25 protein-coding genes and 1 pseudogene are annotated in these 25,580 nt (G+C 47.7%); 10 read left to right on the top strand and 16 right to left on the bottom strand.

Going from position 1 to position 25,580, the window contains the following annotated elements; translation table 11 throughout:
- The first annotated feature begins 171 nt into the window (after positions 1-171).
- Positions 172-519: a DNA-binding protein gene (locus tag R2083_RS07550; RefSeq protein ID WP_317538050.1), complete on the top strand. Its 348-nt coding sequence runs from the start codon at positions 172-174 to the stop codon at positions 517-519.
- 63 nt (positions 520-582) lie between these two features.
- On the opposite strand, the gene R2083_RS07545 is transcribed toward R2083_RS07550, so the two are convergent.
- From R2083_RS07545 to R2083_RS07510, 8 genes are all read right to left on the bottom strand, one after another.
- Positions 583-1,089 carry a hypothetical protein gene (locus tag R2083_RS07545; protein WP_317538049.1) on the bottom strand — a complete coding sequence of 169 codons (507 nt, stop codon included), beginning with the start codon at positions 1,087-1,089 and terminating at the stop codon, positions 583-585.
- The gene (locus R2083_RS07540) at positions 1,040-1,774 is read right to left on the bottom strand and encodes an integrase core domain-containing protein (protein WP_317538987.1); all 735 of its coding nucleotides are present in this window, start codon (positions 1,772-1,774) and stop codon (positions 1,040-1,042) included. The genes R2083_RS07545 and R2083_RS07540 overlap by 50 nt, the downstream gene beginning before the upstream one ends.
- On the bottom strand, positions 1,725-2,528 hold the full coding sequence (locus R2083_RS07535) for a DUF2971 domain-containing protein (RefSeq protein ID WP_317538048.1): 804 nt from the start codon (positions 2,526-2,528) through the stop codon (positions 1,725-1,727). The genes R2083_RS07540 and R2083_RS07535 overlap by 50 nt, the downstream gene beginning before the upstream one ends.
- Before the next feature lie 320 nt (positions 2,529-2,848).
- Positions 2,849-3,559, bottom strand: coding sequence for a hypothetical protein (locus tag R2083_RS07530; RefSeq protein WP_317538047.1), 711 nt, complete (start codon positions 3,557-3,559; stop codon positions 2,849-2,851).
- A gap of 128 nt (positions 3,560-3,687) precedes the next feature.
- Positions 3,688-6,015, bottom strand: a complete 2,328-nt coding sequence (locus tag R2083_RS07525; protein ID WP_317538046.1) for a nitric oxide reductase activation protein NorD — start codon at positions 6,013-6,015, stop codon at positions 3,688-3,690.
- A 53-nt stretch (positions 6,016-6,068) separates the two neighbouring features.
- Positions 6,069-6,875, bottom strand: coding sequence for a CbbQ/NirQ/NorQ/GpvN family protein (locus R2083_RS07520; protein WP_317530673.1), 807 nt, complete (start codon positions 6,873-6,875; stop codon positions 6,069-6,071).
- Positions 6,876-6,993: 118 nt separating this feature from the next.
- Entirely contained in the window at positions 6,994-7,350 is a 357-nt protein-coding gene (locus R2083_RS07515; protein ID WP_090321390.1) for a ribulose bisphosphate carboxylase small subunit, read from the bottom strand.
- A 79-nt stretch (positions 7,351-7,429) separates the two neighbouring features.
- Positions 7,430-8,851, bottom strand: coding sequence for a form I ribulose bisphosphate carboxylase large subunit (locus R2083_RS07510; RefSeq protein ID WP_317530674.1), 1,422 nt, complete (start codon positions 8,849-8,851; stop codon positions 7,430-7,432).
- Positions 8,852-9,047: 196 nt separating this feature from the next.
- On the opposite strand from R2083_RS07510, the gene R2083_RS07505 reads away from it, so the two are divergent.
- From R2083_RS07505 to rimO, 4 genes are all read left to right on the top strand, one after another.
- On the top strand, positions 9,048-9,962 hold the full coding sequence (locus R2083_RS07505; protein ID WP_317530675.1) for a LysR family transcriptional regulator: 915 nt from the start codon (positions 9,048-9,050) through the stop codon (positions 9,960-9,962).
- A gap of 122 nt (positions 9,963-10,084) precedes the next feature.
- On the top strand, positions 10,085-10,771 hold the full coding sequence (locus R2083_RS07500; RefSeq protein ID WP_317530676.1) for a hypothetical protein: 687 nt from the start codon (positions 10,085-10,087) through the stop codon (positions 10,769-10,771).
- Positions 10,768-10,995, top strand: a complete 228-nt coding sequence (locus R2083_RS07495; protein WP_317538045.1) for a hypothetical protein — start codon at positions 10,768-10,770, stop codon at positions 10,993-10,995. The genes R2083_RS07500 and R2083_RS07495 overlap by 4 nt, the downstream gene beginning before the upstream one ends.
- A gap of 93 nt (positions 10,996-11,088) precedes the next feature.
- Entirely contained in the window at positions 11,089-12,423 is a 1,335-nt protein-coding gene (gene rimO / locus R2083_RS07490; protein WP_317538044.1) for a 30S ribosomal protein S12 methylthiotransferase RimO, read from the top strand.
- 12 nt (positions 12,424-12,435) lie between these two features.
- Here the strand turns inward: rimO and R2083_RS07485 are convergent, their stop codons facing one another.
- The 5 genes from R2083_RS07485 to R2083_RS07465 form a co-directional block, all read right to left on the bottom strand.
- The gene (locus tag R2083_RS07485) at positions 12,436-13,053 is read right to left on the bottom strand and encodes an exopolysaccharide biosynthesis protein (RefSeq protein ID WP_317530679.1); all 618 of its coding nucleotides are present in this window, start codon (positions 13,051-13,053) and stop codon (positions 12,436-12,438) included.
- A gap of 137 nt (positions 13,054-13,190) precedes the next feature.
- Positions 13,191-14,414 (bottom strand): ABC transporter permease, encoded by a 1,224-nt coding sequence (locus R2083_RS07480; RefSeq protein ID WP_317530680.1) that lies wholly within the window; start codon positions 14,412-14,414, stop codon positions 13,191-13,193.
- On the bottom strand, positions 14,411-15,196 hold the full coding sequence (locus R2083_RS07475) for an ABC transporter ATP-binding protein (RefSeq protein WP_317538043.1): 786 nt from the start codon (positions 15,194-15,196) through the stop codon (positions 14,411-14,413). The genes R2083_RS07480 and R2083_RS07475 overlap by 4 nt, the downstream gene beginning before the upstream one ends.
- On the bottom strand, positions 15,196-16,341 hold the full coding sequence (locus R2083_RS07470; protein ID WP_317538042.1) for an efflux RND transporter periplasmic adaptor subunit: 1,146 nt from the start codon (positions 16,339-16,341) through the stop codon (positions 15,196-15,198). The genes R2083_RS07475 and R2083_RS07470 overlap by 1 nt, the downstream gene beginning before the upstream one ends.
- A gap of 75 nt (positions 16,342-16,416) precedes the next feature.
- The gene (locus R2083_RS07465) at positions 16,417-17,931 is read right to left on the bottom strand and encodes a M48 family metalloprotease (protein WP_317530683.1); all 1,515 of its coding nucleotides are present in this window, start codon (positions 17,929-17,931) and stop codon (positions 16,417-16,419) included.
- 390 nt (positions 17,932-18,321) lie between these two features.
- Here R2083_RS07465 and R2083_RS07460 point away from each other — a divergent pair, with 390 nt between their 5' ends.
- The 4 genes and pseudogenes from R2083_RS07460 (at position 18,322) to R2083_RS07445 (ending at position 19,803) form a co-directional block, all read left to right on the top strand.
- Entirely contained in the window at positions 18,322-18,894 is a 573-nt protein-coding gene (locus R2083_RS07460; RefSeq protein ID WP_317538041.1) for a DUF2726 domain-containing protein, read from the top strand.
- A 55-nt stretch (positions 18,895-18,949) separates the two neighbouring features.
- A complete protein-coding gene (locus R2083_RS07455) occupies positions 18,950-19,156 on the top strand; it encodes a type II toxin-antitoxin system HicB family antitoxin (RefSeq protein ID WP_317538040.1) in 207 nt (68 codons plus the stop codon).
- Positions 19,149-19,370, top strand: a pseudogene (locus R2083_RS07450) (type II toxin-antitoxin system HicA family toxin). The gene R2083_RS07455 and the pseudogene R2083_RS07450 overlap by 8 nt, the downstream one beginning before the upstream one ends.
- A gap of 37 nt (positions 19,371-19,407) precedes the next feature.
- On the top strand, positions 19,408-19,803 hold the full coding sequence (locus R2083_RS07445) for a hypothetical protein (protein ID WP_317538039.1): 396 nt from the start codon (positions 19,408-19,410) through the stop codon (positions 19,801-19,803).
- A gap of 6 nt (positions 19,804-19,809) precedes the next feature.
- Here the strand turns inward: R2083_RS07445 and R2083_RS07440 are convergent, their stop codons facing one another.
- Positions 19,810-20,625 carry an integrase core domain-containing protein gene (locus R2083_RS07440; protein WP_317537428.1) on the bottom strand — a complete coding sequence of 272 codons (816 nt, stop codon included), beginning with the start codon at positions 20,623-20,625 and terminating at the stop codon, positions 19,810-19,812.
- A gap of 68 nt (positions 20,626-20,693) precedes the next feature.
- On the opposite strand from R2083_RS07440, the gene R2083_RS07435 reads away from it, so the two are divergent.
- The gene (locus R2083_RS07435) at positions 20,694-22,256 is read left to right on the top strand and encodes an ATP-dependent nuclease (protein ID WP_317538038.1); all 1,563 of its coding nucleotides are present in this window, start codon (positions 20,694-20,696) and stop codon (positions 22,254-22,256) included.
- A gap of 228 nt (positions 22,257-22,484) precedes the next feature.
- Here R2083_RS07435 and R2083_RS07430 read toward each other — a convergent pair whose 3' ends face one another.
- Positions 22,485-24,110 (bottom strand): NAD+ synthase, encoded by a 1,626-nt coding sequence (locus tag R2083_RS07430; protein WP_317538037.1) that lies wholly within the window; start codon positions 24,108-24,110, stop codon positions 22,485-22,487.
- A gap of 23 nt (positions 24,111-24,133) precedes the next feature.
- Positions 24,134-25,510 (bottom strand): phosphomannomutase/phosphoglucomutase, encoded by a 1,377-nt coding sequence (locus R2083_RS07425; protein ID WP_317538036.1) that lies wholly within the window; start codon positions 25,508-25,510, stop codon positions 24,134-24,136.
- Positions 25,511-25,580 lie beyond the last annotated feature (70 nt).

Here is a 25,580-nt window from a genome sequence, read left to right as displayed (position 1 = left end):
CATCGGTGCACCTACCTATGCGGTTAATGCGAAGTACGTGCTGTGCGGCGCTATGATAACGAAATCGGGAAGGCGATCACCGTCATTGGGATAATCAGGAAATCAAATACGAATTTACAACCCCGGAGCAATTGCTGGCCGATTTTCAACAAGATATTGAGAGGTGGAATCATGAAAACAGTTGTTCTTGATGTACGCAATCCGAAGGAAGCAATGACGGGCTTCTCGCGTGCCTGGCATTTGGATCAAGCACAGGAAACAGATCATATCAGCTTCGCGTCGCCCGAATTATTGTGGAAAGTGTTGACCGCGAAACGCTGGGAACTCCTGAAAGTGCTTTGCGGCGCGGGCCCCATATCCATTCGCGAAGCCGCGCGGCGAGTGTCGCGCGATGTCAAAGCCGTTCACGGTGACGTGACGGCGTTGCTGGGAGTGGGATTGCTTAATCGTACTGAGAGTGGTGCGATTGAATTTCCTTATGAGGCGATTAAAGTGGAGTTTTTATTGCAGGCAGCTTGATGGGGATATTGGAGTTCCTGGTAATTGATGCGCCTTCTGTTGTCGGCGCATCCTACCGTGCTGCTAACCCACAAAAGGAATTTCTGAAGCTGTTACATCTGCTTTAATACCATGCTGATTAATAAGTATTTTGACAGCATTTATTCTTCTGTTCTTTTCTTGAGTGTTTTGAGTAGGACCAACGATGATACGTTTGATTGGCAAGGTCTTTTTGTCGGCTCTTGATGTAATTCCCTTTTTGTCGGCTCTTGATGTAATTCCATCAAATATATCGATATATGGTACTAATGCGCCAGCGCGGGAAAAATGTTTTCTTGAAATTTCACTTACAGTGATTCCTTCCGCTTTCATATCCTTGTCGAATTCCTCATGATGTAGAGGATAAGGTAATGCAACAACACGAACTTCATTCTCTTCTTTGAATCCCCAATGCTTATACCTACAAGCACAGTGCATCAGTGAGTAAAAAAATTTACTTACGTTCTCATCATCTTCAATATTACTTAAGTTGTAAGAAATCTCAGGGTTGTTTACAGAGAGGTTGATTGAAATAAGCGTGAAGTATTTCATAAGGGGTAGCATTATTCAAACTCTTATGAGGTTTGACGGTATTGTAGAAGTTAATGAAACGGGAAAGCAGAATGCGCCGATCGGCGCAGTCTTTAAAGGAAATCTGGCTGTGCCACATATCCATCAGGGTGCGGATGACTCGTTCGGCTTTGCCATTGGTTTGCGGACGATTGATGCGGGTAAACTTCTGTCCGATACCGTGTTGTGTGCAAGCTTTGCCGAAAGCATGGCCGTCAGTTCCTTTAAATTCCTTGCCGTTATCGGAATAAGCGCAGTCGATCTGATACGGACATTGGGCAATGACAGTGTCTATGAGAAAGCGAGCTGCGCTGTGTTGAGTTTTATCGGGAAAAATATCGGCATACAGCTCCCTGGAAAAATCATCGATGGCCACAAACAGGTACTCGCGAGGTTCATTGGCGGATTGCCCTTTCAACAAGGAAAGCCGCTTGGTATCAAAGTGAACAAGCTCACCTGGGTAAGACTTGTTATAGCGTTTGGCTTCACGCTTGAGCCGTTCCTGGATGGCTTGTTCGACCTTAGCCAGGCGCTTAAGACCGTATTGCAACGTCTTGAACCGCTGATTGGTGCTGTCACGCGGCGTAAATTCCTGCAGTCTCGCGCGTTTCAGTACATCATAAATCGTTGGCCGGCTGACATGAAAGCGTTCCGCCAAATGCGCCACCTTCCACAGCCGGGTTTGATAAAGCCGCCAGATTTCCTGACGATCTAATAAAGTTAATCGGGTGCGTTTGTGTATGTTCATCTACAGTATTCTCCCAAATACTGTAAACAACGCTAGTAATTCTTACACTTAAGTGATTAAAGAAAAATTTCTTAATAACAATTAAATCTTCTTCAAATTCTTTAATAAATTGCGAATCAGGATCAGATGAATAAACCACATCTGCGAGAAACGGATACATGCTACTTTCCATTTTCTTGCCAACGTCTTTTAGCAATTCTACAAATTGTTCAGTATCAAAAACTATCGCATAACCACCGTCATTCCCATATCCGCGCCACTGGCTTAATAAACCGTGCTGTGCAACTTGCTTTCGAACACCTTTTTCTTCTAGCCCAGATGTTGTGTAAAATGAAGCGATATATGGTTCGGCGAGAGTATCTTCAAGAAGAAATTTTTTATTCACATTCCGGATTTTTTGGATAAATGAATCAACTATCTTTTTTCTATCGCCTTGTTGATCAATACGCAACTGTATGCTTTCGTCTTGTGTAAATTTATCAAGATATTCGTTTACAACAGTTCGCAAGAGATCGGGTAATCGGCTCTTTAAAAAATGTCTTATTTCCTCAGAATCGTTCAGGTATGCATAATGCGTAGCCCACATACTTTGGCTTTCGATAATACCAATTAAACCTTTAGCATTGGTGTAATGAAAAAGCTCAGGGTGAACTTTTGCGAGACTTTTGGTCATGTTTGGAACAAATTTTGAATTTGATATTTACTGATTTTATACCAAACCTCTCAACAAGTTACAGTAAGTAGGATTTACCTCGTCAACTCCGCTATACCGCTGACAATTTCTCCAGTAGCCGTTCCACATGATCCACAAACAGATAATTGCGTTCTCCGGAAATGGTGAAACATGCTGATCGGCCCGCGGGGCGTAGGTCAGGGTGCCGGAGCGATCAATTTCTGATGAGTTTATTTACAAAGCTGGAAAGGCGCGGAAATATTCATTGCACACCGCGCCGGTAAAACGTATTTACTAATACCAAGCAGATTTTCAGCTCATTATTGCTTGATCAGGGTAAGTTTTTTGGCTCCGGAAAAAGTTGATGCGGAGGTATTCACTTGTTCAATTGTCAGTGTGTCGCCAATTTGCTGTGTTCTGACAGTCGCTCCTGCCGAACTTATTTCCGTACCGTAAGAGTAGGTCAGCGAGCTTTGGGTCTCGAAATTGCTGCCTTCTCTTGAAAAACCTGAACTGATGATACTGTTGTTAGCTGCAGGGCCAGTTTGCCAGCTGTATGAAGTGACCCCCGCCGGACAGCCGGTTCCGCTGGACGTAATGGTCAGTATGTAAGTACGGCGGCCATCTGCTCCGATCGACGGGGCTTCTAGCGAGAAAAAGCAAGGAAGTGCTGCGGCTGGTGCACCTGATACGATGCCAGCATAGGTGCCGGGCAAGAAATTCATGGTACTGACGGAAGTCGGAGCAACAGGGCCGGTCGATGGCGTCGCAGAAATTAGTTTTGCTCCGAACGATCCATCGGCTAACGTACTGAAATCCATCTCTACATCGTAGTAAACGGTGGTTCCCGCGGATTGCACCGGAATGTTTGTCGCACGAATCAATCGGCCGCCGCCGGAGAGCACTGATTCTGCAAAATCGACCGTTAAGTTTGTTCCGGGTATTTCTTCAGGACCTGCATGGGCTTTCGATATAGCCGCGGAAAGTATCAATGCCAATATGACGGATGAGTAAATTTTATTATTTTTCATTGTTGTCTCACTTCTTATATAAGATAGGGTACGTTATTGTTTTTAATTTAAAAGCCACTACTGGCGATTTAAATATTTCTAATCGTACCATTAATGCACCGCATGAATGTTTAAAACCTGCGAGCGCATTACCGCGTCAACCCCGCATATAACACCGGCAGTTTCTCCGGCAATCGTTCCACATGATCCACCACCAAGTAATTGCGTTCACCAAAAATACGCGAAACGTATTGATCCGCGCGCGGATCCAGGCTCATACAGTAGGTGAGGATGCCCGAGCGGCCGGCTTCTTCCACGGCTTTCTTGGTGTCGTGGCGCAGGTATTGCGGATCGCGCACGTCGACGTCGGCCGGTTCGCCGTCGGTGATGACGAGCAGCAGTTTTTTCGCCGATTTTTGCAATTTCAGGTAATGCGTCGCGTGGCGCATCGCGGCGCCCATGCGGGTTGAAAGTTGTCCTGTCATGCCAGCGAGCCGCGCTTTGGGAGTTTCGTCGTAGGGTTGATCGAAATCCTTGAAACGGAAGTACTCAACATCGTGCCGACCATCCGAACAGAAGCCGTGGATCGCAAATGGGTCGCCGATTTTATTGATGGCGTTGGCGAGCAATACCGTCGCTTGGCGCGTCAGGTCGAGCACCGAGTAGTCGTGTCCGGCAACTTTCTCGTTGGTCGATTCGGATAAATCGAGCAACACCAGTACCGAGATGTCGCGCACTTTGCGCACCGAACGCATCATGATGCGCGGATCGGGCTGCATGCCCATGCGGATATCGATCATCGAGCGGATCGCGGCGTTAATGTCGATTTCGTCGCCGTCTTCCAGTTTGCGGATGCGGCGCGTGCCTTGCGGTTGCATGGCATCCAACAGGAATTTCATGCGCGCGATTTCGCGCTTGTATTGATTGGCGATATCGTCGATGCACTGCATGTCGCCCATTTTGGCGCGTTTCTCCTGCACCGTGGCCCAATCCGGGCGTTCCAATTGAATCTGGTAATCCCATTCGGAATAGTGATAGGGCGCCGACACCGGTTCCTTGCCTTCCATATCGTTGTACGATACGCCCATGTCTTCGTACGGGAAGAATTCGGTGCCCATGACCCAGATTTCTTCTGCATCGTCACCGGCGGTTTCTACATCGAGTTCATTGGCAAATTCCATCACGTTGACGTATTTCCGCACTTGTTTCGGCGCATCGTATCCGGCGGACAACGATTTGTTGAAGTCGAATTCCTCGAATTCCCAGAAATAGCGGTTGTCGTCACGGTATGGTGCAGTGAGCACGTCGGTGCGCGGGTTGTATGGAATTTTTTTGTTCATGAAACTGTGCGCGAGCTGCACACCGATATCCCAAGACGTCTTGTGGCTATCAAGCTGGTCTTTCGCGGCTTTAAACAGTTTGCGTCCTTCCACGATCCACGGGTCTTTGTCTTTGTAATCCGGATCGAGCAGGGCGCGTGCCAGACGGTTGAGGTAATCACCCATTGACGCATTCATGTCCGGCGTGGCGCTGTGCAGCACCGACCAGGTGTGACGTAATCCGGGAAAACGGCGGATCGATAATTCTTCGATGCGTGCATCCTCGATAACGGAAATCACCGCCATTTGCAGCGGATTCAAGCTTTCCGCGGAAATCGGTTGTTTGGTTTCGACCAAATGCGCGGCGGCGTGTGCGGCAGCGGCGCGGTAGACTTCGGTCGCCGAAACATCGCCGAACGCATCGTAAGCATCGGGCAGGTGAATGAAATAGTTTTCGATGAACGGCTTGTAGCCTTCGCGTGTTTCAAAGTCACCGGAAGTCGGTTTCATGAAGAAATCACGCGCCCACAAAGCGCGTAGATACATATTGATACGCCGTTGCACATCAACGAACAGCGTGCCTTTACGTTCTTTTTGCAATACCGCGAGCGATTCCTTCGATTCCAATCCAAAATACCGAATTTGCTCTTCGTAATTGGTGCGATGCGCATGCGCGCCCCACATAGCCCAGCGGCGTAAACCGCCGAGGGTCAGCTGGCCGAATAGAATGTCCAGTTTGCTAAGCATGGGACGCATACCACGCGGCGCCTGGGCGATCAACGTATTCAGGAATTGCAAGTAATTCTGGAACAACTGTGTATCGCCCAACCGTTTGGCGGCAGTCGGGGCCGTGGCTAACACCAATTCGATAACAGAGGCAGAAGTTCTTGAGGCAAGGGAAAGGACAGTGGTCGCCAGATCACTGATAATATCTTCACCGATTTCTTTAGCGACTAATGGCGTTTCGTCGATCCAGCAATCCACTAAACTGCGCCCGCGCCCTAATCCACGAATCGCGGATGCGCCTTTCAGATAGTTATCCAGCCCGCGCGCTGAAAAAGTTTTAGTCGCTTCAGGCCAAGCATGATGGAGCAGCTCAATCGATTCCGGCTCCAGATCCTCGAGCAATTCTTTGTAATCGTCCAGATTGATACTCATGACAGCACCTATTTACGTTTCAGAACAATCAACCTATTTGCGGATAACAGCTTCTAATTAAAGAACGTGCTGACTGCCGCATCCAGCGCATCGCGCATATCCGGATCGTCGGTGATCGGACGCACCAGAGCTACGCGGCAAGCCGCATGCGCGTCGACTTTTTTGGCGATCAGGCTGCCGGCATAAATCAACATCCGTGTTGAAATCCCTTCATCCAGTCCATGTCCTTTCAGATTGCGCGCGCGTTCCGCGATCGATACCAGTTTTTCGGCAATATCGACTGACACACCGGATTCGTGCGCAACAATTTCGCTTTCGATGTCATGACTTGGGTAGTTGAAATCGAGTGCACCAAAGCGTTGTTTGGTCGATTGCTTCAAATCTTTCATCAAGCTCTGATAGCCGGGATTGTACGAGATGACAATCTGGAAATCCGCATGCGCCTGGATCAGCTCACCTTTTTTCTCCAGCGGCAATACACGGCGATTGTCGGTTAGCGGATGAATTACCACGGTGGTGTCCTGACGTGCTTCCACAACTTCATCCAAATAGCAGATCGCGCCATAACGTGCGGCGACTGCTAATGGACCATCTTGCCAGCGCGTGCCGTTGGCATCGAGCAAGAAGCGGCCCACCAGATCGGATGCAGTCATGTCTTCGTTACACGCAACGGTGATCAGCGGTTTTTTCAGTTTCCACGCCATGTACTCGACGAAGCGCGTTTTACCGCAACCGGTCGGGCCTTTCAGCATCATCGGCATACGTACCGAATAGGCGGCTTCATAGAGTTTTACTTCATCCGCAACGGAATGGTAATAAGGTTCTTTTTTAATACGATACTGGTCGATGATATCGCTCATGACAAACTCCTGTGAGAACTATCGTTATCGAAAATTTGCACAATAAATTCCGGTGAAAAAAAACCCCCTGCCCTAATTAAGGGTGAAGGGGGTCTTGCGGGTTCGAACCCCGTGTTACTTAAACAGTCTTGCCGCGGTATATCACCATGGCTGTGCCTTGGGACTGGTTAAAATTGTTGTAACCAATCAAACGGACATGATTGTTCGGATTCGCTTTGTGACAAGCGGCGGCTTCTGCCAGAACGCGTTCTACATCCGTTTCACCGAACATAGGCAGTTTCCACATATACCAGTAGGAATCCATAACATACTCAGGTTCGGTATGTTCGATCGCTGGGTTCCAGCCTTTGCTGATTAAATATTCCACTTGTTTCTTGATATCCTTGTCGGCCATTGCAGGCAGATAAGAAAATGTTTCAAATTTACGGCTTGCTGGGTCACTAACACGTGATTTGTAATCGATTACTTCGCTCATTATTTTTCCTTAACTTTAGTGAGATGAAGGAGAAAAGCAGTGCTTAATTATCAGCCTTTCTCCTTTGGCCATGTATTGCTTACTTGTGTGCGATGTCCAGTTTATCAACGGTATCAAACTCGAACTTGATCTCTTTCCATGTTTCCATGGCGATTTTAAGTTCTGGACTGCTTTTCGCTGCCTTGGTCAAGATCGCTTTGCCTTCTTTCTCAATTTCAATACCTTGGTTACGCGCTTCAACGCAAGCTTCCAGTGCCACACGGTTAGCGGCGGCGCCAGCAGCATTACCCCATGGATGACCTAAGGTGCCACCACCGAATTGCAAGCAAGCATCATCACCGAAGATTGAAACCAGTGCTGGCATGTGCCAAACGTGAATACCACCGGAAGCTACTGGGAATACGCCTGGCATGGAGCCCCAGTCTTGGTCGAAGAACAAGCCGCGGCTGCGGTCTTCTTTGATGAATTCATCGCGCATGGTGTCGATCCAACCCAATGTTGCTGCACGATCGCCTTCCAGTTTACCAACCACGGTACCGGAGTGCAGGTGATCGCCGCCCGATAAACGCAGTACTTTGGTTAAAACGCGGAAATGAATACCATGGTGCGGATTGCGGTCGAGCACAGCATGCATTGCACGATGGATGTGCAACAGCATTCCGTTATTGCGGCACCAGTTAGCCAGTCCTGTGTTGGCTGTTAAACCACCGGTCAAGTAGTCATGCATAATGATTGGCGCGCCCAATTCTTTGGCGAACTCTGCACGTTTGTACATTTCTTCAGGAGTTGGTGCTGTCACGTTCAGGTAGTGACCTTTACGTTCTCCGGTTTCACGTTCGGCTTTTTGGCAAGCTTCCACCACGAATTCGAAACGATCGCGCCAGCGCATAAACGGTTGACTGTTAACGTTTTCATCGTCCTTGGTCAGATCCAAACCACCGCGCAGACATTCGTATACAGCACGGCCATAATTTTTAGCAGACAGACCTAATTTAGGCTTAATGGTGCAACCTAACAGCGCACGGCCATATTTGTTCAAACGATCGCGTTCTACTTGAATACCGGCTGGAGGTCCGCCGCATGTTTTGACGTAAGCGATTGGGAAACGGACATCTTCCAAACGCAGTGCACGCAATGCTTTGAAACCAAACACGTTACCAACCAGTGAGGTCAATACGTTAACGACAGAGCCTTCTTCAAAAAGATCGATCGGGTAAGCTACGAATGCATAGAAGCAGGTGTCATCGCCAGGTACGTCTTCAATCTTATAAGCACGTCCTTTGTAGTAATCCAGATCGGTCAGCAGATCGGTCCATACTGTGGTCCAGGTACCTGTTGAAGATTCTGCCGCTACAGCTGCAGCAACTTCTTCACGTGGCACGCCGGGTTGTGGTGTAATCTTGAAACATGCCAACAGATCGGTATCCAGTGGCGTGTAATCAGGGGTCCAGTAAGTTTGTCGGTATTCTTTTACACCAGCGTTATATATTTTTACGGCCATAATTTTCTCCAGTTAAATTCCACTCAACTCCGGCCAACAGTACAGACAGAAACGAGAGGAGATTGCGTTACAAACAACAAACATGACTACTCAAATCTATGGAACGCACTATAGCGCTATTTATCCATAAGAACAAATCAGTAATTTTGATGTTTATAATAAGGTTATACTTATAATAAACTTACTGAATTGATATATGCTTCATCTTACATTGCGACAACTAAAAGTATTTGAATCGGTTGCCCGGCATTTGAGTTATTCGCGCGCCGCCGATGAGCTTCATTTGACTCAACCTGCTGTTTCCATGCAAATTAAACAACTGGAAGATAACATTAGTTTGCCGCTTTTTGAGCACTTGGGTAAACGAATTTATCTGACCGAGGCGGGACACGAGCTATATCAATACAGCCGGGCAATTTCGCAGCAATTGACCGACATGGAAGTGGCGCTGGACGAATTGAAAGGAATGGAGCGAGGTAAGCTAAATATCTCGGTGGTTACCACGGCCAATTATTTCGCGCCGCATTTATTGGCCAAGTTTTGTCAGCGTTTTCGCGGCGTGACCGTCAGTTTAAATGTTTCCAACCGGGAAACCGTGTTAAAGCAATTGACCGATAATTTGATCGACCTTGCGATCATGGGACAACCGCCCGAAAATCTCGATATCGATAGTGAATCTTTCATGGAGAATCCGCTGGTGGTTGTGGCTCCGCCTAATCATCCCTTATGCCAGGAGCACAATATCCCGGTTAAACGCTTAGCCAACGAGACTTTTCTCGTACGTGAATCGGGCTCGGGAACGCGCAGTGCCATGGAGCGTTTTTTTGCCGCGCATAAAATCAGTATTAATAAAGGGATGGAAACGGATACCACGGAAGCGATCAAACAAGCGGTTCAGGCGGGTATGGGATTGGGTATCATGTCGCAACATACCGCTGAGTTGGAACTGGAGACCGGCCGCTTAAAAATTCTTGAGGTGCAAGGTTTTCCGATTATCCGCTATTGGCATGTCGTGAATAGGAAAAATAAGCGCTTATCGAGTGTTGCCAATGCTTTCAGAGAATTTTTATTGAAGGAAGCGGCTAAATTGATGGATGAATCGAAAAATTAATATGGGTGTTGATAAGGGTTAGTTTCTAGCTTACTATGCAATCCAAGAATACGATTACATTCTTGGATTGAGATATTTAAATGCCTGATCTTAATCGCTGCAATGAAAAACAATCAGACAACATGAATTCAACTGAATTGAATGTTTATCTGGAATGCGGAGTGGTTGCTCTGTTCATTTTATTGATCGATCTTGCTACGCCGCTCGGTATTGCCAACGGTATTTTGTATGTAATTGTTGTACTGATTTCTTTAAGATCTTCCGAAAAACGCTTTACCCTCATCATTGCTCTCATTTGTACATTATTGGTCGGCGTCGGCTATTTAGGCTCCCCATCCAGTGAAATTCCGCTCTATCAAGTTTTTGCCAATCGTTTTCTCGCATTATTTGTGATTTGGCTGACCGCAATATTGGCGCTGAAACAGCGGGATAAAACGGCGGCATTGCATCAAGCGCGATTAAAGTATCTGCAATCGGTTAAAGAAATTGAAATGCGGGAAGAAAAGTTAAGAGTGCTGAAAGCGACGATGCGCACGGTACAGGATATCACCGGTAATTTTCTCAATAATTTGCATTTATTTACACTTGAAATCGAAAGAAATAACACATTGACTCCCGAGTCTGCCGCCAAACTAGACGAGCTTATTCACGATACATCGCAACGTTTAATTAAACTGGGTGATTTGGAAGAGGTGCGCGAAAAGAAAATGGCGGGCGATACGATAGGTATTGAATACGAGCATTCTTTAATAAATGAAGCTACAATACGACGCGGCGAATCGAATGAAAATATAACAAAGGAAGAATGATGACGGGGCAAGGATCGGGTGGAAATGTCGTTGCGGCTGTATGCAGCTTTTTTATACCGGGATTGGGACAATTGGTACAAGGGCGCTTGCTCCCGGCACTGCTGTTTTTCTTGATCACCGCTGTTGGCTATTTTTTCTGGGTACTCATCATTCCAGCCGTCATTGCCGGGATTTTTCACTTGTGGTCTATCATCGATGCTGCGCGTTTTACCGTAACTGCTTAGCACATATATCCTTCTCATTTTCCAGGTTAGCTGTTATAAAATCCCGCTTCATTGCTGTGCAGAGCGTTTACACTTCCATTTGATTCTTAATTCATGTCCACATCAAAACAAACTTCGCATAAAGTTGGCTTTATTTCACTGGGTTGTCCGAAAGCGCTGGTAGATTCCGAACAAATCCTGACGCAGCTGCGCGCCGAAGGTTATGAGATTTCACCATCGTATAACGATGCCGATCTGGTGGTTGTGAATACGTGCGGATTTATCGATAGCGCTGTGGAAGAATCGCTGGATGCTATTGGAGAAGCGTTAGCCGAGAACGGCAAAGTCATCGTCACGGGCTGTTTGGGTGCTAAAGAGGGTGGCGACGTCGTCAAGAAAGCGCACCCGCAAGTATTGGCGGTTACCGGACCGCATGCACTGCCGGAAGTGATGTCGGCCATTCATACGCATTTGCCGCAACCGCATGATCCCTACACCAGCTTGATACCGCCGCAGGGAATCCGGCTGACGCCGCGGCATTACGCGTATGTAAAAATATCGGAAGGCTGCAACCACCGCTGCACATTTTGTATCATTCCTTCGATGCGCGGTGATTTGGTCAGCCGCCCGATTCATGAGGTGATGCAAGAAGCGGAGCATCTGGTGAATGCCGGAGTTAAAGAATTGTTAATCATTTCCCAGGACACCAGCGCGTATGGCGTTGACGTCAAATACCGCAGCGGTTTCTGGCAGGGCAGGCCGGTTAAAACGCGCTTGACCGAATTAGCGCAGGCATTGGGCACATTGGGTGTTTGGGTGCGTTTGCATTATGTCTACCCGTACCCGCATGTCGATGAAGTCATTCCCTTGATGGCGCAAGGCAGCATCCTGCCTTATCTAGATGTACCGTTGCAACATGCCAGTCCGCGCATTTTAAAAGCGATGAAGCGTCCGGCCAACGCCGAGAACAATCTGGCGAGAATTCAGCAATGGCGCCAGGTGTGTCCGGAAATTACATTGCGCAGCACGTTCATCGTCGGTTTTCCGGGGGAAACCGAAGCGGAATTTGAGGAATTATTGGTTTTTCTGCAAGAAGCGCAACTGGATCGCGTTGGGTGTTTTGCTTATTCCGCAGTGGAAGGCGCCGCAGCCAATCAATTGCCGGATGCCGTGCCGGAAGAAATTAAGGAAGACCGCCGCAGGCGCTTTATGGAATTACAGGAAGAAATCAGCCGTCAGCGCTTGGCTGCAAAAGTCGGCCGGAAAATGACTGTGATGGTGGATGAATTGGTGGATAGTCAAGTCATTGCGCGAAGTAGCGCCGATGCACCGGAAATCGACGGGTTGGTGTATGTGGAAGAAGCCGGTGACGTGCAACCGGGTGATTTTATTGCAGTTGAAATTACCGGTTCCGATGCACACGATCTATTTGCCGTCGCATCGGATTGATTGTAGTTTACTTCAATAAAAAGACGGCAAAGACATTCCCATCCACAGCATAACCAGAATAATCATCGCAATCCCGATGCCGATGATGCCGATGATCATACCGATCAAAATAGTTAAACCATCTTTATTGAGCAATCCCAGAGACATCACCAATATTCCCCAGCCCGGCGAGAAATTGATCAACGGTATGGGCAATGCAATCGCCAAAGCAAAAACAAACGAAAAGAAGCCGATGATTCTTTCCCAGGTGGGCACACTGATATAGGTAATACGCGGCTGCATGCGATGCTCGATTTTTTTCAGCCAGGGATTCGCTTTAGTGAGAATCTTCTCGAGGGTGATGCGTTTGATGCGTTTTCCTTCCAGCCAAGCAGGCAGCCAAGGGGCTTGCATGCCAAGAATCATTTGCGTCGAGAAAATGAATAACGGGATTGAGAAAACCGTGGTGTAACCAGGCGGAACTGGGATCGGAAGACAAATCGGCACTGCGGCGATCGCCATCAGAATGCCGAATCCGCGTTCATGCAAGGCAGATTTGATTTCACCGACGGATATCAGTTCGTTTTTATTTTCAACGACGACAATAGCCAGGAATTCAGAAGTAGGGCGTTCTTTTTCTTTGACTGTCATGAGTGACTCCCGCTGTCAGATTGTTAGCCATAGTATCGGGTAAACAATAAATTAACTAATACTCCGTATTAGAAAGCCAAGTTAGCAAAAGATTCTGTGGTGTAATCGCAACAATGTATCCGGATTGACGCATTCGATCACTCGTAGCGCAAGGCATCGACCGGTTTAAGCGAGGCGGCTTTCTTGGCCGGATAAAAGCCAAAAAAGATCCCAACCGCCGAGGAAAATAAGAAAGCCAAACCGACCATACCGATCGTAATCACAATCAGCATATCGGCAACCCGGCTGACCACCCATGCGCCGCCAACACCCACTAATAAACCGATCACACCGCCCATAATACAGATCATCATCGCTTCGAGCAGAAACTGCGTCAGAATCGCCCGCTGATTCGCTCCGATGGCCATGCGGATGCCGATTTCCCGCGTGCGCTCGGTGACCGATACCAGCATGATATTCATAATGCCGATGCCACCCACCAATAAAGAAACCGATGCAATAGCGCCCAATACGATGGACATGACTTTGGCAGCATCGGTTGCGACATCGGCAATCGCAGTCAGGTTGCGGACAGTGAAATCGTTTTCCTTGCCTTTGGCGATGCGGTGGCGCTGGCGCAGCAATTGCGTGATTTCAATTTCGGCAATGTCCATATCGCCTGCTGATTTTCCTTGCACCATCATGTAGCGGATCGAGCCGGGAAATTGATTGCCGGTGATTTGCCGTTCGCTGGTGGTAATGGGAATTAAGACGTTGTCATCCTGATCGCGGCCGGTCAGGCTTTGCCCTTTTGCCATCAACACACCCACGACCAAGAAGGGCCGGTTGGTGATGCGTATGGTCTTACCGACCGGATCTTCATCGCCAAATAAATTCTTTGCGGTGACGGATCCCAGGACAACCACACGCGCCGCCGAACGCAAATCCGATTCGGTAAAAATGGTGCCGGATTCAATTTTCCAGTTGCCTACCGCGAAATAATTGGGCGTGGTACCGGTGATGATGGTGCTCCAATTTTTCGCCGCATAATTAAGTTGCACGGTGCCGGTCGTGACCGGTGCGGTTGCGCTGATGGACGATAACTCGGCCACCGCATACGCATCATTGATGGTCAAGGTTCTGACGCTGCCGCTGCCAAAACTGAATCCCCCGGATGATGTGGCGCCGGGCACGACGAGAAATAAGTTACTGCCCATCGCCGCGATGGTTTCATTGATCTTGGTGCGGGCGCCTTGACCAATGGATAACATCAGAACCACGGCGGCAACACCGATGATCATGCCCAGCATGGTTAAACCGGTGCGCAGGCGGTTTTGCCGCAGAGCACGCAGAGCTTCGCCAATAATCGTAAAGAGATTCATTGTGTCACCAGAAAATTACCGTCAGCGGCTTGATTGCCGACGATCTCGCTCGCTTTATTGTGCTGATCCACAATGATATGTCCATCCTTCAAGCGAATGAGGCGTTTCGCATAAGCCGCGATATCATCTTCGTGCGTAACCAGAACAATGGTGATGCCTTGATCGCGGTTCAATTGTTCAAACAACAGCATGATTTCACGGCTGGTCTGGGTATCCAGATTACCGGTGGGTTCATCGGCCAGTATCAGCGGCGGCTCATTGATTAAAGCGCGGCTGATGGCAACCCGTTGCTGCTGACCACCGGAGAGCTGATTCGGCTGATGCATGGCAAAACTTTCCAAACCGGTGCGGCGCAGCAGTTCCAATGCACGCTTACGGCTTTGGGAACGGCCGATACCGGCGTAAAGCAGCGGTGTGGCGACATTATCCAGCGCTGTCATGCGTTTGAGCAGATTAAAACCCTGAAATACGAAACCGATGCTTTGATTGCGGATATGCGCCAGTTCATCGCTGGACAATGCCGCCACATTTTTTCCCGCCAGCCAATACGATCCGCTGGTCGGCGTATCGAGACAGCCCAGGATATTCATCAGTGTGGATTTACCGGAACCGGAATGTCCCATGATGGCGACAAACTCACCTTGGTTGATTGTCAGGTTGACACTGAACAGCGCTTGATTGGTGATGGTTTTGCCATCGGCGCCTTGCAGACTATAGCTCTTGCAAAGATCCTCGATCTGAATCAGCGGGTTCACAGTATGAGCGGATTGAATCGACGCCATCAGAAGACTCTGAGCTTAAATTTACTTTCCGATTCTTTCTTATCGACTACTTCACTGATAATCACCTTATCGCCCGCGTTAATCTCGCCGTCGATGATTTCGGTGAAATTACCATCGGAAATTCCAGTCGTGACACTGACCGGTGCTGCTTGATCTTGTGCGAGAAGATACAGCGTCGGCCGATTACCCGGCCGGGCTGCTTTACTGCCTTCGTTGGATTCCAGATCCTTGGGTTGATAGCGCAATGCCGCATTCGGTACGCGCAATACATCATTTTTCTGCATGACAATGAAGTTAATATTGGCCGTCATGCCGGGCAGTAATGCGCCATCGTCGTTATCAACCATGGCGACCACGTTATACGTGACGACGTTTTCCTGAATGGTGGGGTTGAGCCGGATTTGTTTGACTTTACCGACAAATTTGCGCTGCTGAAACGCATCGACGGTGAAGTTGATGAGTTGATCGATATGCAATTGGCCGATGTCGGCTTCCGCGACGCTGATATTCACCTGCATTTGCCGCAGATCTTTGGCGATTTGAAACAACGTCGGCGTCTGGAAATTGGCGGCGACCGTCTGGCCGATATCGACATCCCGGGCAATCACCACGCCGGAAATGGGTGAGCGGATCACGCTGTAGTTGAGATTGGCTTGGTCGCGGTCGACTTGCGCTTTGCTGATGGCAACCTGGGCGCGTGCGGCTTCCGCTTCTTGTTCGGCGATTTCCAATGCTTCCGGTGAAATGAATTCCTTTTCTTTCAACAAGCGCTGGCGCTTCAATTTACTGTCAGCGATTTTTGCTGCGGTTTGCGCGCTGAACAAATTAGCCTTGGATTGCTGCAACTGCGCGCGCAGCAACGCAGGATCGAGCTCGGCCAGCACCTGGCCAATTTCCACGTGATCGTTATAGTCCGCGTGTAATTTGGCCACCGTGCCGGAAACCTGCGTGCCGACGTTGACCAGGACGACCGGCGTTAATGTGCCATTGGCGGAAATGGTTTGCACAATGTCGCCACGTTCAACAACCCGGGTTTTATATTGGCCGGTCTTCGATTCTTTTTTGCCGCCGCTGTACCAATACACCGCCGCGACAGTAATCGCGATGATGACAAAGAGAATTTTTCGGGTGCTGAGAGTGCGCATGCCACGATACTTTTAATAATGGTCAAAGGGATTCAATGATAGCGTTATTGCAGGCTGAAAAACTGTTCCTGACATTTATTTTTCTTTTTCTTCTTCGGCTATCAAAGTTCTGACCTGTTTAAGGCGTGCTTCGATACTGGAAAGTTGATAAAAATTGCCATTATCGTTCTGCAGCGCGGTTTGCAATTGATCAGCCGCAGCCACATAGTGGCCTTTGAGAAAATAAGATTCTGCCAGCGCCCGGTGCTCGAGCATTTTATTACCTGACAACGCGTAGCATTGCGCTTGCAGGCTGTAGAGTTTCGGGTCGGTTTGTATCAATTGCAATTGTTTGCCGATAAATTCCAGCGCCGCGTCGATTTGTTTGTTTTGGATCAGCGCATCGGCGTAGCCGTGAATCAGCGCGCGGTATTGCGGATAAACCTTCAATGCGGTGGTATAGGTGTTGTACGCCTCGGCAGTCTTGCCATTGGCCAGCTTCACGCTGGCTGACAGTGTTTCTATCATGGCCCCGGCAATAATATACTTTTGCTCGACACGCACGGTTCTTCCCAACGGATGATCGGTCAAAGCGGCGGATTGGGAATTGCCGTGCAGCAGTTCGTATAAATGCGTCAGCTCGCTGTCTGCCTGCTGGTATTTTTTATGGCGCAGCAGCGCATGAATATAGCCGTAGCGTTCAACCGCCTCATTGGTATAGCGTTTCTCATCCAGCCGTGTTTTAAACTGCACGACCGCATCATGCGGTTTCCCCTGGAATGCGCGCAGCTTGGCCCGTACCAACAAAAAATCCATGCTATCGGGCGCCTGACGGTAAGGCATTTCACGTGTGCGATTCTGAATATCCGCAATCCGCTCGTATGTGATCGGGTGGGTCCGCAGATAGGAAGGGGCGCCGTTTTCATGAAACCGCCCGGATTTTTGCAAGCGTTCAAAGAAAGTCGTCATGCCCTGCGGATCGAATCCCGCATCCAACAAGATACTTAAACCGATGCGGTCGGCTTCCTTTTCATGCTTGCGGGTAAAATCCAGTTTTGATTGAATCATACTGGCCTGAGAAGCCACTAACACAGCCTGGCTGGCTTGCGGGTTATTAGATCGGGAAGCCAAAATCGCCAAGGCCAGCGCCGCGATGGATTTCACCAAATCGTATTTCTGCGAAGCGATCATGCGCGCCAGATGTTTCTGCGTTACATGCGCAATCTCATGCGACATCACCGCAGCCAGCTCGGATTCGCTTTGTGCGGCGACGATCAACCCGCTGTTGAACCCCATGAATCCGCCCGGTAACGCAAACGCATTGATCGACGGATCTTCCACCGCAAAGAATTCAAACGACTGATCCGCATCGGCTTCGTCGGAATTGGCGATCAACCTGTGACCGAGATTACTGAGATAACTGGCGATTTCCGGATCATCCATATAGCTTGGATCGGCGCGAATCTGACGCATGATTTTCAACCCGATCTGCCGCTCCTGATACGGCGTCACAGTCACTTGCGACACATCGCCAAGATTGGGTAACTCATGTGCAAAAGTGTTCGCCGGAAATAGCAGGGATAAAGCGATGATCGAACAGATTAATCTCATGGTTAATGCAAGCAAAAAATTTTACCGGAACCGGTCATTTTCGCATTGGATTGATTGGCTATGCGTTGGTTTCTTGTGAGTGGGAATTTTTCATTAACTGTGTGAAGTACGTTCAAGTGGAAAGTGATGTTAATTCCAGCATGCACGGGGTTTTATAATACGCCAAGGATGCTTTTTTGAGCAATGTAGTTTGATGTTTTCAGCTCTTTTATGATTCCGAATAGATTTATTGGGACTCTGGTACTTATCCGTCCATAAATGGTCGAAATACTGCCCCGAACCTTACCACCTCACAAACTTTTCCTCTCCTATTCCATATTGCTGAACTGGTTTATATTTTTGCTTGCCCGCCGCTAAACTATCATTAATTATTATTTCTGGTGTTTAGATATGATCAACGTTCAGGCAATTTTTGCAGAATCATTAACTAATTTAATGAATGCATTACTAAATCAGCCCTTAATTCCATACCTTGTTATTGGCTCCGTAACATTGGCTTTTTTAATGCTGCTTCTGAAACTTACGCTTATATCACTTGGTAGGCTTGTTGATTTTAAATATAAATCCTTAGGAACATTATTTTCCGATGCTGAACAATGCTTTTTTCATGTGCTCAAGCAATCGTTATCTGATCAGTATGAAATTTTCGCTAAAGTGCGTATTGCTGACATATTGACCCCTGACCACACACTTAGCCGGAGAAACTGGAAATCTGCATTTTTCAAAATCTCATCTAAGCATTTTGATTATGTCCTTTGCGACAAGGAAACGCTCGCTGTGGTTGCCGTTATTGAACTAGATGACAGAAGTCACGAATTAAGCAAATCACGTAGTAGGGATATTTTCGTGCAAGAAGCCTGCAGAACAGCCGACCTGAAACTGCTTCGCTTCCCTTGCCGCAAGAACTACCACATTCAAACAGTACGGGAAAAAATAATAAATTCCTTGAATTCCCCTGCTTAATTTCGAATGCTGCTTGTGAGGTATAATCCTGAAAAAAACGAAAGGGGATAAAATCATGGAACTATCCGCAGTACTGACACCTGCACCCGAAGGTGGTTATGTAGCTTTCAATCCCGAAACCGGCACGACCACCCAAGGTGAAACCGTTGAACAAGCCCTGACCAATCTTGCTGAAGCAACCGAACTTTACCTTGAAGAATTCCCGACAACCATTACAGCGCGTTCACTACTAACGACCTTCCAAGTTCCTGAGCATGCCTAAGCTGTCCGTCATCTCGGGAATGGAAGCAGTCCGAGCGCTCGAAAGACTCGGTTTCTCAGTAGAGCGCCAGCGCGGCAGCCACATAGTTATGAGAAAATGAGCTTCTGGCTGTGTCGTTCCTAATCATTCGGAACTAAAGATTGGAACTTTGTCTGGAATACTCAAGCAAGCGGGGATATCAGTGGATGACTTTATTGCCATATTACGTGCTTAATATTATTTTTCGATTTTTCTGATACTCAATTTATCATATGAGGCTTATTTATCAGCGCGATTACAGGTCTATCGCTCAGTTTGAACCTATTGAACTTCAGCCTTTTTCTGTTTTAACTGGAATAAATGGGGCAGGTAAATCACATTTATTAGAAGCAATTGAAAACGGTAGTATTTATATAGAAGGCATCCTACCTAATCAACCGAATCAACCGAATGAAAATAAGCAAATCAGGCTATTTTCATGGGGTGGGTTATATCCACAAAGTGCCGGACTTTTTGCATCTTCTCAAGTTGCCACAGAGCAATCAAACTACTGGAATAGTCTAAATGCGATACGTTCCGATTTACTTGAAACGCTTGCAAGTCGATTGGATCAATTAAATATTCCACTTTTAAAAATAATAAAGAATGAATTAATTCCTAAATTGTAAGAAATCTCAGGGTTGTTTACAGAGAGGTTGATTGAAATAAGCGTGAAGTATTTCATAAGGGGTAGCATTATTCAAACTCTTATGAGGTTTGACGGTATTGTAGAAGTTAATGAAACGGGAAAGCAGAATGCGCCGATCGGCGCAGTCTTTAAAGGAAATCTGGCTGTGCCACATATCCATCAGGGTGCGGATGACTCGTTCGGCTTTGCCATTGGTTTGCGGACGATTGATGCGGGTAAACTTCTGTCCGATACCGTGTTGTGTGCAAGCTTTGCCGAAAGCATGGCCGTCAGTTCCTTTAAATTCCTTGCCGTTATCGGAATAAGCGCAGTCGATCTGATACGGACATTGGGCAATGACAGTGTCTATGAGAAAGCGAGCTGCGCTGTGTTGAGTTTTATCGGGAAAAATATCGGCATACAGCTCCCTGGAAAAATCATCGATGGCCACAAACAGGTACTCGCGAGGTTCATTGGCGGATTGCCCTTTCAACAAGGAAAGCCGCTTGGTATCAAAGTGAACAAGCTCACCTGGGTAAGACTTGTTATAGCGTTTGGCTTCACGCTTGAGCCGTTCCTGGATGGCTTGTTCGACCTTAGCCAGGCGCTTAAGACCGTATTGCAACGTCTTGAACCGCTGATTGGTGCTGTCACGCGGCGTAAATTCCTGCAGTCTCGCGCGTTTCAGTACATCATAAATCGTTGGCCGGCTGACATGAAAGCGTTCCGCCAAATGCGCCACCTTCCACAGCCGGGTTTGATAAAGCCGCCAGATTTCCTGACGATCTAATAAAGTTAATCGGGTGCGTTTGTGTATGTTCATCTACAGTATTCTCCCAAATACTGTAAACAACGCTAGTAATTCTTACACCTAAATTAAAAAAGCAAGATTTGCTTGCAGCAGGGCTTACAGAAGATCAAAGCGTATCCGTGCTGGCCGATATTAATTCTCTTGATTCCACACTTAGATCCAGATTGTTGTCTCGTGATACTAGCTATGCTCGGTTTCTTGCTCGATTAGATGAGAATTCTCAACGAAGCCCTTTATTAGTAATGAATCAAGATGATTTTTATAATAATTTTCCTCTGATATGGCAATCTGTTGATTTATTCCAAGAATCGTTTGCTCGCTTATTCACATCATATAATCGTGCTGTAATGTTAAATAAGCTTAGAAAAGTTGCTGAAGAGGAAGGGGAAATAGTTAGCCCGCTGTCAACAGAAGAATTTCTTCGAAGATTTGGGCCGCCGCCTTGGAAAATTGTAGACGAAGTTCTTGAGGCTGCGAAATTAGATTTTATAATGCGCCCACCTAACTTTTATGATGATGGACCCTATGAGGCAAGACTATACGATAGGAAAAGACATGTAGAATTATCATTACATGATTTATCATCGGGCGAGAGAATTCTGATGTCTTTTGCGCTATGTTTGTTTCATGTCCAGACTGAAAACACCAGCGCTGAATTTCCTAAAGCTCTGCTCTTTGATGAAATTGATGCACCATTACATCCATCAATGACAAAATCATTGCTTAATGTAATTCAACAGGTATTAGTAGAAAAATATAAGATAAAGATTATTCTTACTACTCATTCGCCTACAACCGTCGCACTATCTCCTGAAGCCAATATTTTTGTGATGGAGAAGGATGGTAAACCGCGCATTTCGAGCACTACGAAAGACAAGGCTCTTGGGATACTCACTGCGGGCGTCCCAACATTAAGTGTTGATTATCAAAATAGACGCCAGATTTTTGTTGAAAGCAGCCATGATGTTACAATTTATGATCTTTTTTATCAATACTCCAAATCTAAGCTAAGACCTGAAATATCCTTAGCTTTTATTCCTTCTGGGAAACGTACCGATGGTAGCTGCAGTGAGGTTAAATCATTAGTCGATAGACTCAGTACCAACGGAACAAAAACTGTACGCGGTGTAATCGATTGGGATAAAAAGAATAAAAGCACAGATTATTTATTTGTACTTGGAGAAAATGAACGATACAGTATAGAAAATTTTGTTTTTGATCCCGTTCTTTTAGGTTTATTTCTTTTGCGAGAAAAAATCTGTAATCCCAGTGAATTCGGATTAAATTTGGATTTTAGCTATCTTTCAATTAACACTTTAACTTGCGATAACATTCAAAAAATTGCAGATTCAATAATTAGTTCTATTTCTGCTAATTTAATTGTCCAACCAAAAATGGATAGTAATCAGAATTCCACAGTTTGTTTTGAATATGCAAATGGTTTTAGTATAAAAGTGCCAGTGTACTTTTCTTTGATTCAAGGACATGAACTCGAAGAAGCTATAAAAAAAACATTCCAACAATTGATTAAATATCATCAAGAACCGAAGTTAAAGGTTGATATCATAGAGAAAGTTATAGGAGACTCTCCAGGTTTTATTCCTAAAACAATCATTAATCTTTTTTCTAAGCTTCAAGATTAGGTAAAACTTCTTTGTAAAATCATCCCAAACCGACTTTCCAGCACTACCTAGCGTTTGTAAAAATCAGCTTTGATTTGAATCCTCGTGGCATTTTCCTAACTCCACCTTCAATAACTTAATTGCTCTCTGCAAGTTTGATACTTGCTGATTATTGATTATTTCAAGCAAGCCAAATTAGCTTCAATTGCCGATGCATAAAGTCTGGAAATCAGTCGCTCGGCTATTGAATTATGAGGAAGGAATCGACCAGACTGAGTAGCTTGATGTAATAGGGTAGTGCCATGCGGTGCCGAAATCGCGCCGGGTGATGCGGATGCCGGGCGGGGATTGGCGTCTTTTGTATTCATTCAGATGAATCAGGCGGATAATTTTGGTGACGTCCGCTTCGCTGTAGTTCATGGCGATGATTTCCTGCGGTGAGCAGTTCTTTTCCACGTAAGCTTCCATGATGGCGTCGAGAATGTCGTACGGCGGCAGGCTGTCCTGGTCGGTTTGGTTGGCGCGAAGCTCGGCGGATGGCGCGCGCGTGATGATACGTTCAGGGATCACGCGGCTAATGCGGTTGCGGTATTCGCACAATTGGTACACCAGCGTTTTGCTGACGTCCTTCAGAACCGCGAAACCGCCTGCCATATCGCCGTACAGCGTGCAGTAACCGACCGCCATTTCGGATTTGTTGCCGGTGGTTAGCACCAGTGAGCCGGTTTGGTTGGATAACGCCATCAGCAAGGTGCCGCGGATGCGCGCTTGCAGATTTTCCGGCATGGTTGTTGTTTCTGCGGCGTCAGGCGATATGCCAAAATCGCTTTCGACAACTGATAAATATTGCTCGAACAATGATTGAATACTGCATTCGTAGTGCTCAACGCCGAGTAATTCAACCATTTCGTTGGCGTCTTCCAGGCTGATGCTGGCGGTGTACTGCGATGGCATCATAACCGTTTTAACCTTGTCCGCACCGAGCGCATCGACCGCTATCGCCAGCGTCAATGCCGAATCGACACCGCCGGAAAGCCCCAGAATTACCCCGGGGAAGCCATTTTTGCGCACATAATCGCTCACGCCTAAACATAAAGCCTGATAAACGCTGGCGGCCGTTGCCGGTGAAACGGGCAGGTTGCTTTGCAGCGGTTGCTTATCGTGAATGTCGACGATTGCGATGGTTTCGACAAATTCATCCAGTTGATGCGTGAGTTCGCCTTGTCCGTTCATGGCGAACGAAGCGCCGTCATAAACCAATTCATCCTGCCCGCCGACCAGATTGGCATGGATCACCGGAATACCGGTTTGCTTGCTGAAGCGGTGCGTCGTTTGGCAGCGCGAAACTTGCTTGTTGATATAAAAAGCCGATGCATTGAGCACCAATAAGATATCGCACGCCGAGCGATCCATCGTGTCGATCAAATTACCGAGCCAGAAATCGGCGCAGATTACCAGGCCGAACTGAATGCCGGCCAATTCAAATACACAAGGCTTGGCGCCGGTATCGAAATAGACTGTTTCGTTGAAAGGCTTCGTGCTGAGAATTCGCTTGTAATAAGTGTGCAGGATTTCGCCATCGCGAATCACCGAAGCGGCGTTGTAAAGCTTGCCTTCCTGAACGTGCGGATGGCCGACGATCAAGGTAATGCCAGTGATCGCCTTGACCAGCCCGGCCAAGGCAGCGGTACACGATTGGCAAAAAGTCTCGCGTAATAGACAATCCCCGGGAGGATAGCCGGACAACGCCAGCTCGGGTGTGATGATCAGCTCAGCGCCGGATTGCTTGGCTTGCTCCGCTGCGGCGAGAATTTTGGCGGCATTTCCACTGATATCCCCAACCGTGCAATTTATTTGTGCGATCGCAATACGCATCGGTTGCGCGATGTTATTGCGGATTAAAACGGCAGTTGCGCATCGGACTTGGCTTGCAGAATATTGCGGCGGAAATCTTCCTGGATACGTTTCAAGGCTGCGTCATTATCGGCCTCAAAGCGCAAAACCACCACCGGTGTGGTGTTGGAAGCACGCGCCAGGCCGAAGCCGTCGGGGTATTCCACCCGTAGACCGTCGGTGGTGATGACTTGTTGCGGGTTATCGAACACGGCGTTTTTCTGCAATTGCACAATCAGCGCATGATTTTCGCCTTCCGCCGTGCGTACCTGCAATTCCGGCGTGTTCAGACTATCGGGCAGGTTATTCAGCGTGGCGCTGATATCCTGTTCGCGGCTCAATAGTTCCAGCAAACGCGCCCCGGCGTATAAACCGTCGTCGAAACCATACCAGCGTTCTTTAAAAAACAAATGGCCGCTCATTTCCCCGGCTAACAAAGCTTTTTCTTCGATGAGCTTGGATTTGATGAACGAATGCCCGGTTTTCCACATGACCGGCGTGCCGCCGTGCTGGCGGATCCACGGCGCCAGATTGCGCGTGCATTTCACGTCGAAAATGATTTTTGCGCCAGGATTGCGCGACAGCACATCGGCGGCAAACAGCATCAGCTGGCGATCCGCGTTGATGATATGGCCATCCTTGGTGACGATGCCGAGCCGGTCGCCGTCGCCGTCAAACGCCAAGCCGATTTCCGCATCGCTGGTTTTTAGCGCTTGAATGACATCGTTCAAATTCTCGGGTACCGACGGATCGGGGTGGTGATTGGGGAAATTGCCGTCCACGTCGCAAAATAACTCACTCACCTGGCAACCCAATTCACGATAGAGCGCCGGTGCATACGCGCCTGCTACACCGTTGCCGCAATCGACCACGATTTTGAGCGGGCGCGCCAATTTGATATCGCCGGTGATTCGTTTGCGATACGCGTCGGCAATCGCGTGTTCGGAATAGTTGCCTGCGCCGTCGGTCAGGTTGTTGTTTTCGATGCGCAAGCGCAGTGCTTGTATGGTTTCCGCTGCCAAGGTCTGGCCGCCGAGCACGATTTTGAAGCCGTTGTATTCGGGCGGATTGTGACTGCCGGTGACCATGACACCGGAATATTGGCACAGCTCATGCGCGGCGAAGTACAACATGGGCGTGGCCACCATGCCGACATCCACCACATCGATACCGCTTTTGCGGATACCGCGCGCCAATGCTTGGGATAACTCGGTTCCGGATAACCGGCCATCGCGGCCGATGGCAATCGCGGTCAGATTCCTGGCGCGTGCTTCGGAGCCGATGGCATGGCCGATTTTTTCTACGTTTTCGGCGGTGATCGTTTTACCGACGATACCGCGAATATCATAAGCCTTGAAAATTTCATGAGGAATTGCTTGCATAATTTAATCGATCCGGAAGAAAGGTTGTTGATAAAACGCGGTGAATCGTTATTGATCGAATGACAATTTA

Origin of the sequence: Nitrosomonas sp. Is35, assembly GCF_033063295.1 — a bacterium.
GTDB lineage: Bacteria > Pseudomonadota > Gammaproteobacteria > Burkholderiales > Nitrosomonadaceae > Nitrosomonas.
Note: the sequence above shows the minus strand (reverse complement) of the source record. Positions and strands in the feature narration are given on the sequence as shown.

Coding starts and splice junctions, on each gene's coding strand:
- R2083_RS07455 (WP_317538040.1), top strand. CDS start 18,950: ATGGAACTATCCGCAGTACTGACACCTGCACCCGAAGGTGGTTATGTA.
- R2083_RS07495 (WP_317538045.1), top strand. CDS start 10,768: ATGATGACGGGGCAAGGATCGGGTGGAAATGTCGTTGCGGCTGTATGC.
- R2083_RS07480 (WP_317530680.1), bottom strand. CDS start 14,414: ATGAATCTCTTTACGATTATTGGCGAAGCTCTGCGTGCTCTGCGGCAA.
- R2083_RS07470 (WP_317538042.1), bottom strand. CDS start 16,341: ATGCGCACTCTCAGCACCCGAAAAATTCTCTTTGTCATCATCGCGATT.
- R2083_RS07515 (WP_090321390.1), bottom strand. CDS start 7,350: ATGAGCGAAGTAATCGATTACAAATCACGTGTTAGTGACCCAGCAAGC.
- R2083_RS07510 (WP_317530674.1), bottom strand. CDS start 8,851: ATGGCCGTAAAAATATATAACGCTGGTGTAAAAGAATACCGACAAACT.
- R2083_RS07430 (WP_317538037.1), bottom strand. CDS start 24,110: ATGCGTATTGCGATCGCACAAATAAATTGCACGGTTGGGGATATCAGT.
- R2083_RS07505 (WP_317530675.1), top strand. CDS start 9,048: ATGCTTCATCTTACATTGCGACAACTAAAAGTATTTGAATCGGTTGCC.
- R2083_RS07440 (WP_317537428.1), bottom strand. CDS start 20,625: ATGAACATACACAAACGCACCCGATTAACTTTATTAGATCGTCAGGAA.
- R2083_RS07465 (WP_317530683.1), bottom strand. CDS start 17,931: ATGAGATTAATCTGTTCGATCATCGCTTTATCCCTGCTATTTCCGGCG.
- R2083_RS07500 (WP_317530676.1), top strand. CDS start 10,085: ATGAATTCAACTGAATTGAATGTTTATCTGGAATGCGGAGTGGTTGCT.
- R2083_RS07460 (WP_317538041.1), top strand. CDS start 18,322: ATGATCAACGTTCAGGCAATTTTTGCAGAATCATTAACTAATTTAATG.
- R2083_RS07535 (WP_317538048.1), bottom strand. CDS start 2,528: ATGACCAAAAGTCTCGCAAAAGTTCACCCTGAGCTTTTTCATTACACC.
- R2083_RS07425 (WP_317538036.1), bottom strand. CDS start 25,510: ATGCAAGCAATTCCTCATGAAATTTTCAAGGCTTATGATATTCGCGGT.
- R2083_RS07530 (WP_317538047.1), bottom strand. CDS start 3,559: ATGAAAAATAATAAAATTTACTCATCCGTCATATTGGCATTGATACTT.
- R2083_RS07545 (WP_317538049.1), bottom strand. CDS start 1,089: ATGAAATACTTCACGCTTATTTCAATCAACCTCTCTGTAAACAACCCT.
- R2083_RS07445 (WP_317538039.1), top strand. CDS start 19,408: ATGAGGCTTATTTATCAGCGCGATTACAGGTCTATCGCTCAGTTTGAA.
- R2083_RS07550 (WP_317538050.1), top strand. CDS start 172: ATGAAAACAGTTGTTCTTGATGTACGCAATCCGAAGGAAGCAATGACG.
- R2083_RS07520 (WP_317530673.1), bottom strand. CDS start 6,875: ATGAGCGATATCATCGACCAGTATCGTATTAAAAAAGAACCTTATTAC.
- rimO (WP_317538044.1), top strand. CDS start 11,089: ATGTCCACATCAAAACAAACTTCGCATAAAGTTGGCTTTATTTCACTG.
- R2083_RS07475 (WP_317538043.1), bottom strand. CDS start 15,196: ATGGCGTCGATTCAATCCGCTCATACTGTGAACCCGCTGATTCAGATC.
- R2083_RS07485 (WP_317530679.1), bottom strand. CDS start 13,053: ATGACAGTCAAAGAAAAAGAACGCCCTACTTCTGAATTCCTGGCTATT.
- R2083_RS07525 (WP_317538046.1), bottom strand. CDS start 6,015: ATGAGTATCAATCTGGACGATTACAAAGAATTGCTCGAGGATCTGGAG.